The organism is Alishewanella maricola (assembly GCF_016343785.1).
GTDB lineage: Bacteria > Pseudomonadota > Gammaproteobacteria > Enterobacterales > Alteromonadaceae > Alishewanella > Alishewanella maricola.
The window spans coordinates 152229-170177 of the sequence record NZ_JAEINI020000005.1 but is presented as its reverse complement, the minus strand read 5'-3'; the positions used below and the strand labels follow the sequence as shown (position 1 = coordinate 170177).

18 protein-coding genes are annotated in these 17949 nt (G+C 47.3%); 8 read left to right on the top strand and 10 right to left on the bottom strand.

The features are described from left to right. Positions 1 to 96 precede the first annotated feature (96 nt). Positions 97 to 1533: a membrane-bound lytic murein transglycosylase MltF gene (gene mltF, locus JAO78_RS09590; RefSeq protein WP_226751126.1), complete on the top strand. Its 1437-nt coding sequence runs from the start codon at positions 97 to 99 to the stop codon at positions 1531 to 1533. A 172-nt stretch (positions 1534 to 1705) separates the two neighbouring features. On the opposite strand, the gene tadA is transcribed toward mltF, so the two are convergent. Then, positions 1706 to 2239 carry a tRNA adenosine(34) deaminase TadA gene (gene tadA, locus JAO78_RS09585; protein ID WP_226751125.1) on the bottom strand — a complete coding sequence of 178 codons (534 nt, stop codon included), beginning with the start codon at positions 2237 to 2239 and terminating at the stop codon, positions 1706 to 1708. Positions 2240 to 2481: 242 nt separating this feature from the next. On the opposite strand from tadA, the gene JAO78_RS09580 reads away from it, so the two are divergent. The 3 genes from JAO78_RS09580 to JAO78_RS09570 all read left to right on the top strand — a co-directional run bounded on the left by JAO78_RS09580 (position 2482) and on the right by JAO78_RS09570 (position 3426). Then, complete coding sequence (locus tag JAO78_RS09580; protein WP_226751124.1) at positions 2482 to 2706, top strand: hypothetical protein; 225 nt, start codon at positions 2482 to 2484, stop codon at positions 2704 to 2706. Between the two features lie 11 nt (positions 2707 to 2717). Next, a complete protein-coding gene (locus tag JAO78_RS09575; protein ID WP_226751123.1) occupies positions 2718 to 2930 on the top strand; it encodes a PilN family protein in 213 nt (70 codons plus the stop codon). Between the two features lie 274 nt (positions 2931 to 3204). Beyond that, entirely contained in the window at positions 3205 to 3426 is a 222-nt protein-coding gene (locus tag JAO78_RS09570; RefSeq protein ID WP_226751122.1) for a hypothetical protein, read from the top strand. 310 nt (positions 3427 to 3736) lie between these two features. Here the strand turns inward: JAO78_RS09570 and JAO78_RS09565 are convergent, their stop codons facing one another. Next, a complete protein-coding gene (locus JAO78_RS09565) occupies positions 3737 to 4609 on the bottom strand; it encodes a LysR family transcriptional regulator (RefSeq protein WP_226751121.1) in 873 nt (290 codons plus the stop codon). 92 nt (positions 4610 to 4701) lie between these two features. Between JAO78_RS09565 and JAO78_RS09560 the strand changes: the two genes are divergently transcribed. Beyond that, complete coding sequence (locus tag JAO78_RS09560; RefSeq protein WP_226751276.1) at positions 4702 to 5202, top strand: lactoylglutathione lyase family protein; 501 nt, start codon at positions 4702 to 4704, stop codon at positions 5200 to 5202. Positions 5203 to 5279: 77 nt separating this feature from the next. On the opposite strand, the gene yghX is transcribed toward JAO78_RS09560, so the two are convergent. The 6 genes from yghX to xerD form a co-directional block, all read right to left on the bottom strand. Next, positions 5280 to 6170, bottom strand: coding sequence for a YghX family hydrolase (gene yghX, locus JAO78_RS09555; RefSeq protein WP_226751120.1), 891 nt, complete (start codon positions 6168 to 6170; stop codon positions 5280 to 5282). Between the two features lie 246 nt (positions 6171 to 6416). Then, complete coding sequence (gene lysS / locus JAO78_RS09550) at positions 6417 to 7937, bottom strand: lysine--tRNA ligase (RefSeq protein ID WP_226751119.1); 1521 nt, start codon at positions 7935 to 7937, stop codon at positions 6417 to 6419. A 42-nt stretch (positions 7938 to 7979) separates the two neighbouring features. Beyond that, positions 7980 to 9078, bottom strand: a protein-coding gene (gene prfB / locus JAO78_RS09545; RefSeq protein ID WP_226751118.1) for a peptide chain release factor 2 whose coding sequence is annotated in 2 segments (ribosomal slippage) — positions 7980 to 9002 and positions 9004 to 9078 — 1098 coding nt in all. Because the reading frame shifts where the segments join, the coding sequence is not laid out codon by codon here. 114 nt (positions 9079 to 9192) lie between these two features. Beyond that, positions 9193 to 10926 carry a single-stranded-DNA-specific exonuclease RecJ gene (gene recJ, locus JAO78_RS09540; protein WP_226751117.1) on the bottom strand — a complete coding sequence of 578 codons (1734 nt, stop codon included), beginning with the start codon at positions 10924 to 10926 and terminating at the stop codon, positions 9193 to 9195. Between the two features lie 96 nt (positions 10927 to 11022). After that, positions 11023 to 11754: a bifunctional protein-disulfide isomerase/oxidoreductase DsbC gene (gene dsbC, locus JAO78_RS09535; protein WP_226751116.1), complete on the bottom strand. Its 732-nt coding sequence runs from the start codon at positions 11752 to 11754 to the stop codon at positions 11023 to 11025. 18 nt (positions 11755 to 11772) lie between these two features. Next, positions 11773 to 12690 (bottom strand): site-specific tyrosine recombinase XerD, encoded by a 918-nt coding sequence (gene xerD / locus JAO78_RS09530; protein ID WP_226751275.1) that lies wholly within the window; start codon positions 12688 to 12690, stop codon positions 11773 to 11775. Between the two features lie 121 nt (positions 12691 to 12811). Between xerD and fldB the strand changes: the two genes are divergently transcribed. Next, a complete protein-coding gene (gene fldB, locus JAO78_RS09525) occupies positions 12812 to 13330 on the top strand; it encodes a flavodoxin FldB (protein ID WP_226751115.1) in 519 nt (172 codons plus the stop codon). Between the two features lie 8 nt (positions 13331 to 13338). On the opposite strand, the gene JAO78_RS09520 is transcribed toward fldB, so the two are convergent. Then, entirely contained in the window at positions 13339 to 14052 is a 714-nt protein-coding gene (locus JAO78_RS09520) for a tRNA1(Val) (adenine(37)-N6)-methyltransferase (RefSeq protein WP_226751114.1), read from the bottom strand. A 76-nt stretch (positions 14053 to 14128) separates the two neighbouring features. Between JAO78_RS09520 and srmB the strand changes: the two genes are divergently transcribed. Both srmB and JAO78_RS09510 read left to right on the top strand, forming a co-directional pair. Beyond that, positions 14129 to 15352, top strand: a complete 1224-nt coding sequence (srmB, locus tag JAO78_RS09515) for an ATP-dependent RNA helicase SrmB (protein ID WP_226751113.1) — start codon at positions 14129 to 14131, stop codon at positions 15350 to 15352. Between the two features lie 203 nt (positions 15353 to 15555). Next, positions 15556 to 16614, top strand: a complete 1059-nt coding sequence (locus tag JAO78_RS09510; RefSeq protein WP_226751112.1) for a S66 peptidase family protein — start codon at positions 15556 to 15558, stop codon at positions 16612 to 16614. 602 nt (positions 16615 to 17216) lie between these two features. On the opposite strand, the gene JAO78_RS09505 is transcribed toward JAO78_RS09510, so the two are convergent. Continuing rightward, entirely contained in the window at positions 17217 to 17924 is a 708-nt protein-coding gene (locus JAO78_RS09505) for a lipase family alpha/beta hydrolase (RefSeq protein ID WP_226751111.1), read from the bottom strand. Positions 17925 to 17949 lie beyond the last annotated feature (25 nt).

Here is a 17949-nt window from a genome sequence, read left to right as displayed (position 1 = left end):
ATAAAGAAAATTCACGGCGAGGGATATGCGAAAAACCTGACTGACGGCAAGAAGTTTGCTATAACAGCCATTCATCAAAGAGGTTGGACCGCCATTATGCACAAAACGCTGTTATTACTCTGCTGTTGCTTACTGTTTGCTTGCACGCCACCGGCGGTCGAGACAAGCGGGCAATTGGCCGACATTTATCAGCGCAACAGCTTGCGAGTGGGTATTTTACATGGCCCGACAAGTTATTATATTGGGGTAGATGGCCCGACTGGGTTTGAATACGAACTGGCCAAAGCACTGGCCGACCGCCTCGGTGTCGAGCTGAGTTTAGCCCCTAGTTTTCACCTTGATGAGTTACTCGATAAACTGGAAACCGGCCAAGTTGACTTTATCGCCGGAGGACTAACCTTAACGCCCTCACGTACTGAACGCTTTCGTGCCGCACCGCCTTATCGCTGGATCAATGAAGTTGTGGTGTACCGACAAGGAGCAACTTGGCCGCGTGAATTTGCCGATCTTGCCGGGCCGGTTGTGGTGATGAAAGCCAGTAGTCATGCCGAAAGCCTGGCCATTTTACAACAAGAAAACGCTGACTTTCAGTATGTAGAAGATCCCGAATTAGATGCCGATGAATTACTGCAAAAAGTCATCGACGGCAGTATCAACTATACCCTGACCGATTCAAACCAACTGGCGGTAAACCGCCGTTTGTTTCCGCAACTCAGTATTGCCTTTACTCTCAATGAAAATTTGCCGGTGGGTTGGCTACTTCAAAAAAGCCAAGATGACAGCTTATACAGTGTCTTGATCGAATATTTTGGTCATGTTTATCAAAATGGCGACTTAGTGACATTAGAAGATCGTTATTTCGGCCATGTTGAGCTGTTTGATTACGTTGATACCATTAAATTTATTCAGGCTATCGACCACACCTTGCCGAAGTTCAAGCCATGGTTTCTGGAGCATGCCGGTGAATTGGATTGGCGTTTATTGGCAGCGTTAAGCTATCAAGAGTCGCACTGGAACCCGAAAGCCCGCAGCCCCACGGGTGTGCGCGGTTTAATGATGCTAACCATGCCCACGGCTCGGCAAATGGGCGTAGACAGTCGGCTCGACCCACAAGATAGCATTGATGGGGGCAGTCGTTATCTGCAACTGTTATTAACGCGTATTCCAGAGCGGATCCCGATGCCAGACCGATTATGGTTCGCCTTAGCCTCATATAACATTGGCTGGGGTCATGTTGAAGATGCGCGACGTTTAACCCAGAGAGATGGCGCCGATCCCGATAAATGGCTTGAAGTGAAACAGCGCTTACCTTTATTACGCAAAAAGTCGGTGTATCAACATACCCGTTTTGGCTTTGCCCGCGGTGATGAAGCGGTAATGTATGTCGAAAATATTCGTCGCTATTACGACACCCTTGTGGGTGTGGACGAACGGCAGCAACTGGAAGATAGAATGGAACAACAACGTCAAAAACTGGTCGAAGAAACAAATGAATCTGAAGAGTCGTCTGCCTTAGCACCACCCTCTTCATAATAAATTCATACCGGCTGCTTGTAACTGAGCTTACGCAGTCATACTATTAACAAAATCGTAAACACTTTAGGTAACCCTATGCTAAATAAAAAAAGACCGTCGCTAAAACGGCGGCGGCGTTTACTGACCGTCTCGTCAAGTCGGCGACGCCTAAAACGCAGTGTGAAGACTGTTAAGTTAAATCGACGTCGCCGTCATTACCAAACGTCTTTTCAACAATTTCCAACGGCCCCTTCTGCTGTTTAAGCCTCTTTTGCTCAGCGCGACGCCGCTGGAAAAACGTCGATAACATCATCGAACACTCTTCAGCCAACACCCCAGCGGTCACCTCTAATTGATGGTTTAACTTGGGATGACACACCAAATCCATGATAGAGCCGGCCGCTCCCGTCTTATAATCGCTGGCCCCAAACACCAGCCGTTTAATTCGACTATGCACCAACATACCGGCGCACATGCTGCACGGCTCTAGCGTGACATACAAAGTACACTCTGGTAGCCGATAGTTTTGCAGTAATTGGCCCGCTTGGCGCACGGCTAACATTTCAGCATGTGCCGATGGATCGTGCGAACTGATCATCTGATTCCAGCCTTCAGCAACCACTTGCTGATCCTTAACCAACACCGCCCCCACTGGCACTTCGCCTGCGGCTTCTGCTCGAGCGGCTAACATTAAAGCGTGGCGCATCCAATCTTCATCAGTCATAAAGTTTTACAAAGTTTTGCTATCGTTGGCGAATTTTACCACTAGACTGAAGTCAGGCTGACGATTATTTTGGGTAAAACACCACCCTTGCAAAACAACAAAACATAACACATTGATATTAAACAGTTTAAACTTTGGCATTTTGTTTGCAGTGTTTTTTGGTTTTTACACAGCCAATAAATCAGTCAACAGATCAGCCTCATTGACATAAAGCTTGGACAAACGCAAAGGAGAACAAAAAAGTGGATATCGGAGTGGTGGTTATTGTCGTCGTCGCGATTGTCGGTGGCTGCTTTTATGATGCAATGAAAATGCGCTACAAGTATCAACATTTAGCATCAGGCAAAGGTGATAAAGAAATTCAAGAAGAATTACAAAAAGTCAAAACTAGGCTTGCCGCTTTAGAAAGTATCGTCACTGATAAGAAATATCAGTTAAATGAAGAAATTAATCGTTTAAATCGTTAAAGGAGTGACTAATGGGACCTTTTGAAATTGCCGCCATCGCTATCGTATGTGGCTGTGCCGTTTCCGGCTATAAAACCTATATGGAAGGCAAAGCAAAACATAACAACGAAGATGTTAGCGCGTTACAAAATGAGATTGCTAAACTAAAAAATCGCGTGGCCACCCTCGAAAGTATTGTCACCGAGCCTAGCTATCAGTTAAAAGAAAAAATCAATAAACTCTAGCACCGCCCTCAAAACTAAAAGTGTATGTTGCCAGCACAAGTTCATCGCCGATATGATTATCGGCGTTTTTGTTTGAGCTAATATTATAGCGTTTAAATTTTTGACCAATTCTTAGTCAAAATCACTACGCCTGTGTGATTAATCTGTCACAACCGCCAACCTATAATCATAAGATATTGAAAAAATTTAATTTATTTTTTGGCATAGCTTTTGATTGGTATACAAGGAACTTGCTGAATCCAGCGGTAAACCTCTTAATCAAAAGGAATGACTTATGAACAGAACACTCGCAACCATACTAATTATCGCTATCGGTATTTACTGCTTACCTACATTACTCGCCATCTTAGCCACGGTATTTGCTGTTCTCATGGGTGTTATCGGTGCCATTATCGGTATTGGTGTTAGCTTAGCCGTCACCGTATTACCCCTGCTGATTTTAGCTTATCTGGTGTGGTGGTTAGTGCGTGATAAGCGCCAGCCACATTCTTCATAAATAATCCTTGAATTACAATGCATCTTCAGGGGATAGCCTTCACTGTTAAGCATGCGATATAAATGCTTTGAGCAGCCAAAACAAGACCAGCGCCCTTGATACACATCTCTCCCTCTACAACGCTCTCGTCTCCGCTACGCTTGCCGTACCGGAGACGCCATCTAACGAACCCATCACTACAGCAGTGCTAAGCAGCGTTTATGTTTTAGGAGTAACAGTTGCCCCTGCAGTGCCCGAAAAAGGCAAAATTAAAGATCTGAGCGCATACTACACGCTGGCGCTCCCATCCCGACTTTGCATTGCGCTATCATCAGGTTAAACCTGCCTGAGTCGCTTTCATTACCGTATGCACTCTATTAGCCAACGGTTGCTGAGCTCGGGTGGCTAAATACAAGGTTTCACTGACTGGCTGCGGCAAACGGTGAACTTGAATGAGGCTTTGCTGCGCAAACATTTCTACAGCATAAGCCGGTAATACTGTAAAGCCGAACCCCCGACTGACCGGCTCTAAAATCAGGGCGATTTGATTGGAAAAGCCGTGTTTTGCAATAAATGATACGCCTTGAAACTCTGGGTAATTAGCCGAAAGTAACAGCGCCGCATGATGAGCGCCATCGGGATGATCAATAAAACCGAGTTGTTGCAAATGGGACCAGCTAAGATCATCACAACCTGCCGGAGTGACCAACAATAATGGCTCCGTGGTTAAAGTTTCATAACTAACGTTGCTGAGTGTGGCAGCACAACTCATAATACCGATATCGGTTTCGCCATTGGCGACGGCCTGTTCAATACTGCGATTAGGTGCAAAACGATAATCAATTATCAGTTGTCGATGCTGCTGTTGTAAGCTCAGTAAATGCGGATACAGCTTTAAGCCCACGCTGCCCGGCGACATCAGTCTCACTTCTCCCTGAAAAGCGGGATCATGCCCCAAGCGCTGCGGCAAACTCGCCAAAGCCGCGACCAACTCACGCGCCTCAGCGTACAGCCGTTCCCCCGCATCCGTTAGGGTAAATTGTTTACCATGGCGATCTAACAGCGTCACGCCAAGCTGTTGTTCTAATTTATGCATATGCTGGCTGACACCCGATTGCGTCATATGCAAGCGTTGTGCGGTTTGGGTAAAGTGCCCTACTTCAACTAAGGTGCAAAAACTGCGTAACCATTGCGGATTAATCATTACGTTTTATACTTATTTTAAGTAAAAATGATAATTTCAAATAATTATAGCGCCTTTATATACTGTGATCACTGTTAAAAAGGAGCTAAATGATGAGCAATACTTATCCAAGAAATTTTTCACATATCGGTATTTCAGTGCCTGATCTGGAAGCGGCAGTAAAGTTTTACACTGAGGTACTCGGCTGGTATCTGATTATGACGCCCACTGAGATCACAGAAGACACGAGTGCCATTGGTGAAATGTGTACTGACGTGTTTGGTGCCGGCTGGGGCAGTTTTCGCATCGCCCATTTATCCACCGGCGATCGCATTGGCGTAGAGTTATTTCAATTCTCCAATCAGCAAAACCCGGAAAACAACTTTGAATACTGGAAAACCGGTATTTTCCATTTTTGTGTGCAAGATCCAAACGTTGAAGAATTGGCAGAGCGTATTGTTGCAGCTGGGGGTAAAAAGCGCATGCCGAAGCCACGTTATTACTATCCGGGCGAAAAGCCGTATCGCATGATCTATATGGAAGACCCGTTTGGGAATATTTTAGAAATTTATAGCCACAGCTATGAATTAATCTACAGTGCCGGCGCTTACTAAACTCACAGCGCTAACATAAAACAATATAAAAACGCGATTAGCTAGGATGCCAATCGCGTTTTTTATTTTTGACCGAACTAATCAGCTAAATAGCGGTTAAACCAGCCTATGGTGCGCTGCCACGCTAAATTAGCAGCGGCTTCGTCATAACGTGGCGTGGAGTCGTTATGAAAACCATGGTTTGTGCCAGGATAAAAATGCCCTTCATAGGTTTTGCCAGCGGCTTTTAATGCGGCTTCATAGGCCGGCCAGGTTTCATTAATCCGTGGATCGGTTTCCGCAAAGTGCAGTTGCAACGGCGCTTGAATAGCAGGCACATCTTCAGGGCGCGCTTGCCGCCCATAAAATGGCACCGCCGCCGCTAATTCCGGGTATGCCACTGCAGCGGCATTTGAGACACCTCCACCGTAACAAAAGCCGGTAATACCAATTTTTTGGGTGGTGAGTGCGCTGTCACGCAAAAACTCAATACCGGCAAAGAAGTCATTCATCAGCTTTTCTGGATCAACTTGGCGCTGTAGCTCGCGTCCCACTTCATCGTTACCCGGATAACCGCCCACCGAACTTAAACCATCTGGCGCCAGCGCAACAAAACCCGCCTTGGCTAAGCGCCTTGCCACATCCTCAATGTAAGGGTTTAAACCGCGGTTTTCATGCACCACCAAAACGCCGCCTACTGGTTTGCTATGATTTGCAGGCACCACCATATAACCGCGCACTGAGCCGTGGCCGTTAGGTGATGGGTAAGTAATGTAGCTGCCTTTAATTTCTGGATCGTTAAAGGAGATTTGCTCGGCTAGCGCATAATTAGGCGTGAGTGCCGATAAAATGCTTAAGGCTGTCATACCGCCAATGGCATATTTGGTGGCTTTTTCTAGAAAATCACGCCGGGTTAATTGGCCATGCACATAAAAATCATACAGTTCTAGCAATTCGGGGCTGAAATCGGCCGCGGTTAAACGAGGCATAAGGCTCTCCTGTGGATAAAGGTTATTCTTATTTGCAGTGTTACCGCAGGGCAACAGCTCGCGACAGGCTACTGCAATGTACCTTTGAGCACAGTGCAACATCAGCCGAAGCTTTCAATGATAAGTTACGCTTTAGCTTAGCAGTTAGTTTGCTTAGCTCAGGGGGGATTTAACGCAAGGAAGTCCTTGTTCAACGCATAAAAAAGCCAGGCTTAACCTGGCTTATCGTTATTGTGTATCTTGCGCTTACTTTTCGTGATGTAACCGCATATGTGGGAAAAGGATCACATCACGGATAGACGCAGCATCGGCCAGTAACATCACCAAGCGGTCAATACCAATGCCTTGGCCTGCTGTAGGCGGTAAACCGTGTTCTAACGCCGTCACAAAGTCTTCGTCGTAGAACATTGCTTCATCATCACCGGCGTCTTTTTGTGCGACTTGCTCACGGAAACGTTCGGCTTGATCTTCAGCGTCATTTAACTCGCTAAAACCGTTACCTAATTCGCGACCACCAATAAAGAACTCAAATCGATCGGTAATTTCTGGATTGTCGTCGTTACGGCGCGCCAGTGGCGATATTTCTGCGGGGTATTCGGTGATAAAAGTAGGATGACGCAGTTTGGTTTCAACTAATTCGTCAAACACTTCCATCAAAATACGACCGTGACCGTAGTTAGGTTTAACGTCAATTTTCAGTGACTTCGCTAACTCAGCTACCGCTTCACGCGTGGTTAACTGCTCAAGCGTCAGCTCTGGATTGTAATGTAAAATAGACTCGGTAACCGACATACGCGCAAACGGCTTACCAAAATCGAATACTTCACCTTGATACGGCACTTCGGTGCTACCCAGCACATCCAATGCTAAACCACGGAATAACTTCTCCGTTAAATCCATTAAATCGTTGTAATCAGCATAGGCCCAGTAAAATTCTAACATGGTGAATTCTGGGTTATGCCGCGTTGAAACGCCTTCGTTACGGAAGTTACGGTTTAACTCGAATACTTTTTCAAAACCACCGACCACTAAGCGCTTTAAATACAACTCTGGGGCGATACGCAAAAACATCTGCATATCTAAAGCATTGTGGTGTGTTTCGAATGGCCGTGCCGAGGCACCACCGGGGATGGCCTGTAGCATCGGTGTTTCAACTTCTAAGAAGCCTTCTTCATTGAAGAAACGGCGGATATAAGACACCGTTTTGCTACGCACTAAAAAGGTTTTACGAGATTGATCGTTCGAGATCAGATCTAAATAACGCTGGCGATAACGCGCTTCGTTGTCGGTTAAACCGTGGAATTTATCTGGTAGCGGACGTAACGCTTTCGTCAGCAAGCGAATTTCGCTTAACCAAACGGTTAACTCGCCCGTTTGCGTTTTAAATAAATGGCCTTTTACGCCAACGATATCGCCCAAATCCCACTTTTTAAATTGCTCGTTGTACAGCCCCTCTGGCAGGCTATCACGCGCTACATACACCTGAAACTTGCCGCCCATATCTTGCAGCGTACAAAAACTGGCTTTACCCATAATACGGCGCGTCATAATACGACCGGCAAGGCTCACTTCAACCTTGGCCGCTTCTAACTCTTCTTTGCTTAACGCATCATATTTAGCATGAATTTCATCAGAAATATTGGCGCGACGAAAATCGTTAGGAAAGGCATTACCTTGCTCGCGGATCGCAGCCAACTTCTGTTTTCGCTCAGCAATCAGTTTGTTAACATCCTGAATTTCTTCATGTTGAGTATGCTGTTCAGACATTTTTTGATTCCTGAGTGAGTTTATAAATAAGTCAGTTATAGTTTATAAACCAGCTTTTAGGCTGGCTTCGATAAATTTATCCAGATCACCGTCTAGCACGGCTTGCGTATTACGCGTTTCAATGCCGGTGCGTAAATCTTTAATGCGCGAGTCATCTAACACATAAGAGCGGATCTGGCTGCCCCAGCCGATATCCGATTTTGTGTCTTCGAGTGCTTGTTTCTCGGCATTTTGTTTTTGTAATTCAAACTCGTACAGTTTAGCGCGTAGTTGCTTATACGCGTTGTCACGGTTTTTATGTTGCGAGCGATCGTTTTGACACTGCACCACAATATTGGTCGGTAAGTGCGTGATCCGTACAGCAGAATCGGTGCGGTTAACGTGCTGACCACCGGCGCCTGAAGCGCGATAGGTATCGATACGCAAATCGGCCGGGTTGATATCGATTTCGATATCATCATCAATTTCGGGTGAAACAAACACCGAGGCGAACGACGTATGGCGACGATTGCCCGAATCGAATGGGCTTTTACGTACTAAACGGTGCACACCGGTTTCGGTACGTAACCAACCATAAGCATAATCACCGGTAAATTTAATGGTACAGCCTTTAATACCGGCCACATCGCCATCGGTGACTTCGTAAAGTTCAGGTTTAAAGCCTTTATCTTCACCCCAACGCAGATACATCCGCATCAGCATGCTGGCCCAATCTTGCGCTTCCGTACCACCAGAGCCTGATTGAATGTCGAGGTAACAATGGTTCTCATCGTTTTTACCCGAAAACATCCGGCGAAATTCCAGTAAAGCCAGTTGTTTTTCTAGATCGGCTAATTCGCTTTTTGCTTCATCAAAGGTCGCTTGATCTTCGGCTTCTACCGCTAATTCCACTAAACCCGCGACATCTTCTAAGCCTTGGTCTAGTCTGTCGATAGTACCCACCACTTGCTCTAGTGCCGAGCGTTCTTTACCTAATGCTTGAGCTTTATCCGGTGTGTTCCAAATGGCAGAGTCTTCCAGTTCGCGCGAGACTTCCTCTAGGCGTTCTTTTTTGCCATCGTAGTCAAAGATACCCCCGAAGCACGTTAGTGCGTTCAGTCAGATCTTTAATACTGTTATAAACCGGATTTACTTCAAACATGTTGTGGTTAAACCTGTAATTCGACCAAAAAATTGGCGCGGATTATAACAAAAAACTGCCACTTAGGGCAGTTATTATCTGGAAAATTAGCGCAAGCGCTTAACAAGCCGCAACTTAGCTTACAGCATCCATATGTCGCACAATTAATTGCAAGTTTTGTTGCTCGCGATATTCATTAATATCTAACTGATAAGCTAAGCGGACTTGCTGAATATTCACATTTGGCCACGCCTTGTTATCGGCATTAAACCAAATGGCATCCACTAACTTGCCGCCAGGGCCTTGCAGCAGCATTTTTAAATGGCGGTCGGCTAACATCTTTTGACTGAGCAGTTTAAATTCACCATCAAAGACCGGCTCAGGAAAGGCCTGGCCCCAAGGCCCGGCATTTTGCAGTAACTGCGCAAAATCAAGCTCAAAGCAATCACGTTCTAATTCGCCATCACTCATGATCACGGCGGTTAACTGCTCGGGTGTTAAATATTTTTTCGCGGTAAAACTCAGCGCCACCTTAAAGGTGTCTAAACGCTCTTCAGCAATAGTTAAACCGGCGGCCATGGCATGGCCACCAAATTTTTTAATTAACCCAGGGTACTGGCTGGCAATTTCTTCTAATAAATCGCGCATATGTAAGCCGGGTATCGAGCGCGCCGAGCCTTTTAATTCACCGTTATCACCTTGAGCAAAAGCGATGGTTGGCCGGTTAAATTGCTCTTTAATGCGGCCGGCTAAAATACCGATCACACCCTGATGCCAATCGGCGCGGTATAAACATAAACACTCTGGTAACTCGCTACCATCAAAAGACAGCTGACTTAAAAATGCCTGCGCTTCTTGCTGCATGCTTTGTTCGATGTTGCGTCGCTCAGCATTTAACGCGTCAAGCTCTGCCGCATATTGCCGTGCTAAACCAATCGACGGCGCCAGTAAACAGCTGATACCCAGCGCCATATCATCTAAGCGCCCGGCGGCATTTAAGCGCGGCCCTAGCGCAAAACCAAAATCTGCTGCTGTAAGTTTTACGGCCGTGCGATTGGCCACATCAATTAACGCTTGGATACCCGGCCGACATTTACCGGCACGGATGCGCATTAAGCCCTGATGCACCAAAATACGATTATTGGTATCTAGCGGCACGACATCGGCCACCGTACCTAAGGCAACTAAATCCAGCAGTTCCGCCACATTCGGCTCAGTTAAACCCTGCTGTTGAAAATAGCCTTGCTCCCGTAAGGTCGCACGTAGGGCCAGCAATAAGTAAAAAGCCACGCCAACACCGGCCAACGCTTTACTCGGGAAAGTACAGCCAGGTTGATTTGGATTAACAATCGCATCGGCTTGGGGCAATTCGGCACCGGGTAAATGGTGATCGGTGACCAGCACTTTCACACCGGCTTTTTTAGCTAAGGCAACGCCCTCTATTGCAGAAATACCGTTGTCGACGGTAATGATCAGTTCTGCGCCCTGCGCCACCACGATCTCAGCCAGCTCTGGCGTTAAACCATAACCGTATTCAAAGCGATTCGGCACCATATACTCGAGGTATTTAAAGCCAAACGCTTTTAAACCGCTCATCAGCACTGCCGTACTGGTAGCACCATCGGCGTCAAAGTCACCGACAATAACAATACGTTGTTGCTGGACAAGTGCTTCAATTAACAGTACAGCAGCAGTATCGATACCCTTTAATAAATTAAACGGCAACAGGGCAGCGGCATGCCGTTGCAATTCATCGGCATGCTGTACCCCTCGGCCTAAATACAACCGACGTAACACCGGATGCAAACTGCTATCTAATTCGGCTGCTACCGTGGGTAAGGCGCGGCGCAGGATCTGTTTTTGCTGCAAGCGTAACTCCTAGAGCGTGTTGACCTTTGCTACTCGGGTTGCCGTGTTGGGCAACCCATAGCGCACAATATCTGCTAAGTAATGGCTAATTTTGCTCTAACCTGCGCTAAGTTCTTTAATCATGGCTTCTGCGGGCATATAACCTGGGATCAACTGACCATCAGGCAGGATCACCGCAGGAGTGCCGGTAACACCGATAAACTGTCCCAGCTCGTAATGCGTGGCCACAGGGTTTTGACACATGGCTTTAGCCACCGATTTATCGACCTTGGCATTGTCCATGGCGCCGCGTTGATCTTTGGCACACCAAATATGTTGCATTTGCAAACCGATTTCTGAAGCAACACCGGCACGAGGGTACGCTAAGTAACGCACCGTAATACCGGCTTTTAAATAATCTTTGATTTCTGAGTGTAATTTGCGGCAATAACCACAACTGGGATCGGTGAACACATGCACTACATATTTTTCATTGGGGGCTTTGTATTCAATAACGTTGTCTTTTTGCTCGGCCAGCTTTTGAACAATAATCGGGGCCATTAACTGTTCTTTTAAGTTAGTCGGCACTTGTTGACCACGAACTTGCTGCCAATTTTGCATATCCAGCACATTACCGGCAACCAAAAACCGGCCATCGTCTGACATAAAGAACAAACCACGATCGGTCAGCACTTGCGATACGCCAGTCATTGGCGAAGGGCTGACTTGTTGCACCGTTAGCCCAACTTGGGCCAACGATTCAGTAATTTTAGCCTCATTTGCTAAAGCGGTCAGCGGTAGGCTACTGGCGATAAATAATGCCGCTAAAGTTTTTAAACCGAATGTCATAGTGTTCCTTGTTCCGCACTAACCCCGCGGATGATGTTGTTGATGCAGTTGCTGCAAGCGCACTTGGGCAACATGCGTGTAAATTTGTGTTGTCGACAGATCACTGTGGCCCAATAACATCTGTACGACCCTTAAGTCGGCCCCATGGTTCAGTAAATGCGTGGCAAACGCATGTCGTAAAGTATGAGGTGACAAGGTTGCCTTAATGCCCGCCACTGTTGCATAAAATTTGATACGGTGCCAGAAGGTCTGTCGGGTCATCATTTGTTGTCGATTACTCGGAAACAGCACATCTTGCGCACTCCCTAACAGCTGTGGCCGCGCTTCGCGTAAATAACGACTTAGCCAATGCTGTGCTTCTTCACCCATAGGCACCAAGCGTTCCTTACGGCCTTTACCCAGCACCCGCACCACACCTTGTTGCACAGACAGTTGCTGCATGGTTAAGCTAACCAACTCGGTCACGCGTAAGCCGGTGGCATATAATAACTCTAACATGGCTTTATCACGAAATTGGATCAGCTCGCTTAAATCCGGTGCGCCAAGCAAAGCTTCCACATCGGCTTCTGATAGGGTTTTCGGTAAGCTACTGCCAATTTTGGGGTTTAATAAATGCTCCAGCGGATTCGTACTTATCAACGCCAATTGCTGCCAGTAACGATAAAAACGCCGTAAACTACTTAACACCCGAGAGGCAGAACGCGGGCTAATCCCGTGATCGTAGCGCGTGGCTAAATACGCATTCACATCATCACCGCTAACACTGAGCAGTTTGATATTTTGCTGCTGACAAAACAGCGCAAAATGCCGCAGATCCGAGCCGTAAGCACTTAACGTGTGCGGGCTGGCATCTTGCTCTAAATAAAGCTGATCCAAAAATTGTTGAATACGCTGCTGCGTATCGGCTGTCAAGGCAGCATGTATTGTTTGGCTCATAGCAAGCTTAACGATCTCAGGTGTGCCAATAGTAGCGGATTTAGCCATCAAGGCATAGTGTATGGGCGAGCGCAGGCAAGTCTGATAATATACCGCCATGTTTCACTACACGTGCTATCAGATGAACATTGGTCTTTTTTATGGTTCCACCACCTGCTACACCGAAATGGTGGCAGAGAAAATTCAAGTACTACTCGGCCCCGAGTTGGTGACGTTACACAACTTAAAAGATACCGGTTTGGCCGCCATGCAAGATTACGACATCTTGATTTTAGGCCTCTCAACTTGGGATTTCGGCGAAATTCAAGAAGACTGGGAAGCACGCTGGCCTGAGATCAGCCAAGTTGATTTAAGCGGAAAAATAATCGCCCTTTACGGTATGGGCGACCAAATTGGTTATGCCGAATGGTTTCAAGATGCGCTGGGCATGTTACATGAGGCGCTGGCACCACAGGCTATCACCCGGGTAGGTTTCTGGCCAAACAGTGGTTATGAATTTATCGCCTCAAAAGCGCTTACGCCGGATGGCGAATGGTTTTATGGCTTAGCACTGGATGATGAAAATCAGTATGAGTTAACTGATGCCCGGCTGCAAAGCTGGGTCGAACAGGTGTTAACCGAAATCGCCACCATCGGCTAAGCATCGGGTTAAAACTTCAAATAAAAATCCCGTAGCAAGGCGCGATATTCAGCTGAATAAGTGCCGTTTTCAGCGTGGATCAGTAAGCTGCTTAGCTCAACTGCTTGCCTCTTGCCAGCAATGCGCCAACTCTGTAAGTAACGACTGACCGGCTTGTTCGCTTTACTTTGCACGGCACAGCGGCGCAAGCAATGCCAGCCTCCCTCGGTTGCTGCTGCATCAAAAGCCGGCTGACTTACCGCAGGTAACACTAAACAAAATTCCCCTTCGGGGCTTAATAACGTTGCCGCTTGTTGTAACAAGGCACTAAAGGGCAAGCTATCGGTATGCCGGGCTTGTTGTCGTAATGGATCTATACTGGGCAAAGCCGCTTGAAAAAAAGGTGGGTTAGACACGATTAAAGCGTAACGTTGCGTGCTCTGATAGGTTAGAATATCGCCTTTTATTACCGTGATGGCCAATGGCCACGGACTGTGTTGCACATTATCTGCAGCCTGTGCCGCCGCGGCAGCATCCAGCTCGATGGCAGTAATTGCCTGTTTACCCTGGCTGCGCTGCGCTAACATTAAACTAAGAATACCGCTGCCTGCGCCAATGTCTAACATAGCACCCTTGGCTGGCAGCCGGGCCCAGGCCCCTAATAGCAGCGCGTCAGTGCCGACTTTCATCGCACAATGCTGATGCGCAATAGTAAATTGTTTACATTGAAAACCTGCTGACATACGTCCTCCGCGCGCCAGTTTAGCCTGAGTGCCAGCCGATGTCATAAGGAAACAGCATAACTTTGAGGTACTACCCATGTCATTTGCCGAGTTTCAACTCGACGACGCCCTTAATCGCGCACTCGAAACGGCCGGTTTTAGCGAGCCCACTCAGATCCAACAACTGGCGCTGCCACTGGCGTTAGAGGGCCGCGATATTATGGCGTCTGCCCCAACCGGCACGGGTAAAACGTTGGCGTTTGTGTTACCCGCTATTCAATATTTATTAGATTTCTCGCGCCGCGATCCGGGTTTTGCGCGGGTTTTAGTGATGACACCAACCCGCGAACTCGCTTACCAAGTGTATGATGAATTCCGTCAGTTCAGCCAACATACGACTCTGAACATCGGTTTAATTACCGGCGGTGTGAACTATGGTAGCCATAAAGACACGCTTGAAAAAAACAATGACATCTTAGTCGCCACCCCTGGTCGACTGATTGAATATCTCGATGAAGAAAGCTTTCAAGCGGATGAAGTGGAAGTACTGATCCTCGATGAAGCGGATCGGATGCTCGATATGGGCTTTGTTGGTGAGATGAACCGTATCGTGTTAGAAGCGCGCCGCCGCCGGCAAACGATGCTGTTTTCTGCCACTTTAGAAGGCGCCACGTTAGAGCGTTTCGCCAGTCATTCGTTAAAAGAGCCAGAGCGGATTGAAGCGCACCCATCGCGCAAAGAAAAAGCCAAAATACTGCAGTGGTGTCATTTAGCCGATGACATTAACCACAAGCTCGCTTTGTTAATTCATATTTTGCAGCAAGAAGACGTGACCAAGGCGATCGTTTTTGTGAAAACCCGTGAGCGTTTAGCCACGTTGTCGGGGCAATTAGAAACGGCCGGTTTACGCTGTTGCTGGTTACAAGGTGAAATGCCGCAAGATAAACGGCTGCAAGCTTTAGCACGTTTTACCAATAACCAAGTACGCATCTTAGTGGCGACTGACGTAGCGGCGCGCGGTTTGGATATTGACGACATCAGCCATGTGATTAACTTTGATATGCCACGTAGCGCCGATGTGTATGTGCACCGTATTGGCCGCACAGGTCGCGCCGGTAAAAAAGGGACGGCGATCTCGCTAGTCGAAGCACACGATATGAGTATTGTTGCCAAAGTAGAACGCTATACTGAGCAAAAACTTAAACGTCGTAACATTGAGGGGCTTCGCGCCAAAAATAAAGAAGCGAAAGTCGCAAGTAAAAAGAAAAAGCCAGGTAAATTAGCGGCCAAAAAGCTGGCAAAAAAAGCGCCTAAAAAATAATAACCATGTTGTTTCTGGCCAGTAGGTAATCGCACTTATTGGCCGTCTTCCCCTCGTTCAATGCTTTTCAACACCAGGTTCGTTGCCCCACTCCCTTTTATCTTTTTAGCCCAACGCATCAACGCAATTTTTAGTCAAATCCGCTGTAATTATTCCAAAAGCATGCTATCAATAGGAATAAATTATTATTAGCGGAGCGGTCGGTGGATAAACGTCAATTTCTAAAAAGCAGTGCAGTTGCGCTTAGCGTATTACCATTAGTCGGTTGTAGCCTCACGGCACAAGCGGCCAGCACAACCTTAGCCACTAACGGTCGCATCTTGCCGAAACGGTTACAAAAAGGCGATACCGTTGGCTTAATTGCCTCATCCGCCGCCGTTGCCGACCAAGAAGATTTAGTTATCGCCACTGAAGTACTGCAGGCGCTGGGCTTTAACGTTAAAGCCGGCCGTTTTTATACCGAGCGTCATGGTCATTTAGCTGGCCGTGATGCGGATCGCGCCAGCGATCTGAACGCCATGTTTGCCGATCCCGAGGTAAAAGCCATTATCTGTGCCCGTGGTGGTTCAGGTGCCGCGCGTATTCTGCCGCTGCTTGATTATGAGATGATCCGGCGCAACCCTAAGCCGTTACTGGGTTATTCCGATATCACTGCGCTGCATAATGCCTTGCTGGCTAAAGCCGGTTTAGTGAGTTTTCATGGCCCCAATGGTATTGGTAGTTGGAATGCCTTTAATGTGGATCAATTCGAACGAGTGTTTTTCCAGCAAGAATTGCTCACTTACCAAAACGAACAAGAAAGCAAAGGTGAACTGGTTAACCGCGAAAACCGCACTCGCGTGATTACTCTAGGTAAGGCACAAGGCGAGCTAATGGGCGGTAACTTAACGGTTTTGACCTCCTTGGCTGGCACGCCTTACCTACCAGATTTTCAAGATAAAATTCTCTTTTTAGAAGACATTGAAGAGCAGCCCTACCGCATTGACCGCATGATGAGTACGCTAAAATTGATGGGTGCGCTGGATAAAATAAAAGGCTTTGTGTTTGGTGATTGTAACCGCTGCACGCCAGGCAATGGTTGGGGCAGTTTAACGCTGGATGAGATTTTTGCCGACTTTATTAAACCGCTGGGTGTTCCAGCTTATCGCGGCGCGATGATTGGCCATATTCCCAAGCAATTTATTCTGCCGGTAGGCGCAAAAGTAGAAATGGATGCCAATGCCGGCACCCTACGCTTACTCGAGCCGGTATTTCAACGCTAACCGAACAAGCTGACTGCTAGGGGGTCATTCCTAGCAGTCTCACCGGCGAGTATAGATCTCACCTCACGGTGAGATTATCTTTTAGCGACGCAAAAGAAAGTACCTCGCCAACGGCGAAAGCATTAGCCTAAGCTTCTAGTATGACCTCTCTGCGTAAAACGCGGGCTGGAGAACGCGGTAAATACATCCCTGTACGCTCCTCTTTTTCATCCCTGAAAAAGACGTCTCCAGCCAACGTTTACTGCGAGTAGTTACCAACAATCTAAACCTGATCCACATTAACTCTGACAGCGCTGTGCTCCGTTGTTAATTCCATTACGTTGCAAGCCAGTCAGCCTTGCCCGGCCAAGGTTTTAAGACGAGGGGTGTTTGAGCGAGGCACGGTAGTGCCGAACGAGTTACCTCGTCGCCTTGGTAGGATGAGGTTGAGCCGGGCTCTCGCGGCAACGTGGAGTCGCATTTTCTTTGGGTACTTTCTTTTGGCGAAACAAAAGAAAGTACCTCGCCAACGGCGAAAACACCAAGGGTCTGTATCTGCCCCCGAAGCGGCACCTCGCCAGCGGCGAAAACGTTAAGCACGAATTTAATCAGTAAAAAAACCGTCATTTTGATTCAAGCGGTTCAAACTCTCCGTGTTGCAAAAAATACAACGTTTGCGCGATCACCGCATCGTTTTTCATCATAAACGGATGCGTAGTCGGTAAGGCAATAAAATCTGTCATCCCCTTAACTTTAGTTGACTCCAGTGACACTTTGCCATCATCCGGGTTGGGCAACATTGTCGAAAGCAACAAATTGATACTTTGCGTACCGGCAATCACGCCTAACTCAAAATCGACCGGACCTAAGCGTTTCGGCATACTCGCTTCATCCGTACCAAGCTGCTGACCTGCTGGGCCATTCAATAATTCAAACCCGGGCACATCTTTTAAATTATCCACGACCTCACTGCCTTGATTAGGCGGACCAAGCATGACCACGCGGCCAAGATGAGCAATAGGCTGCTGCGTTAAATAGTATCTCACAAGGATGCCACCTAGCGAATGCGTAACAAAATGCACTGGCTGTGCGGATTGCTGCTGACAATGACGCAGCCCCTGATCAACGGCCAATGCTGCTAATTGTTCAATAGGGTACTGCGTTGAGGGGTAATCGACATTACTGACCACATAACCGGCCTGCTGTAAGCGTTTTTCTAACACTTGCATAGCATCGGCACTACGCGCTAAGCCATGCAATAAAATCACGCACTCTTTAGCCTGTAATAGCGCGCTAAAGCAAAGCAGAATTATGGCAAACAGGTAATTCATACTGTCTCTTTTTTTTAGTGTTTCG

Excerpts from the sequence above, each read along its gene's own strand:
- mltF (WP_226751126.1), top strand. The coding sequence starts at position 97 with ATGCACAAAACGCTGTTATTACTCTGCTGTTGCTTACTGTTTGCTTGC.
- tadA (WP_226751125.1), bottom strand. The coding sequence starts at position 2,239 with ATGACTGATGAAGATTGGATGCGCCACGCTTTAATGTTAGCCGCTCGA.
- JAO78_RS09575 (WP_226751123.1), top strand. The coding sequence starts at position 2,718 with ATGGGACCTTTTGAAATTGCCGCCATCGCTATCGTATGTGGCTGTGCC.
- JAO78_RS09570 (WP_226751122.1), top strand. The coding sequence starts at position 3,205 with ATGAACAGAACACTCGCAACCATACTAATTATCGCTATCGGTATTTAC.
- JAO78_RS09565 (WP_226751121.1), bottom strand. The coding sequence starts at position 4,609 with ATGATTAATCCGCAATGGTTACGCAGTTTTTGCACCTTAGTTGAAGTA.
- JAO78_RS09560 (WP_226751276.1), top strand. The coding sequence starts at position 4,702 with ATGAGCAATACTTATCCAAGAAATTTTTCACATATCGGTATTTCAGTG.
- yghX (WP_226751120.1), bottom strand. The coding sequence starts at position 6,170 with ATGCCTCGTTTAACCGCGGCCGATTTCAGCCCCGAATTGCTAGAACTG.
- lysS (WP_226751119.1), bottom strand. The coding sequence starts at position 7,937 with ATGTCTGAACAGCATACTCAACATGAAGAAATTCAGGATGTTAACAAA.
- dsbC (WP_226751116.1), bottom strand. The coding sequence starts at position 11,754 with ATGACATTCGGTTTAAAAACTTTAGCGGCATTATTTATCGCCAGTAGC.
- xerD (WP_226751275.1), bottom strand. The coding sequence starts at position 12,690 with ATGAGCCAAACAATACATGCTGCCTTGACAGCCGATACGCAGCAGCGT.
- fldB (WP_226751115.1), top strand. The coding sequence starts at position 12,812 with ATGAACATTGGTCTTTTTTATGGTTCCACCACCTGCTACACCGAAATG.
- JAO78_RS09520 (WP_226751114.1), bottom strand. The coding sequence starts at position 14,052 with ATGTCAGCAGGTTTTCAATGTAAACAATTTACTATTGCGCATCAGCAT.
- srmB (WP_226751113.1), top strand. The coding sequence starts at position 14,129 with ATGTCATTTGCCGAGTTTCAACTCGACGACGCCCTTAATCGCGCACTC.
- JAO78_RS09505 (WP_226751111.1), bottom strand. The coding sequence starts at position 17,924 with ATGAATTACCTGTTTGCCATAATTCTGCTTTGCTTTAGCGCGCTATTA.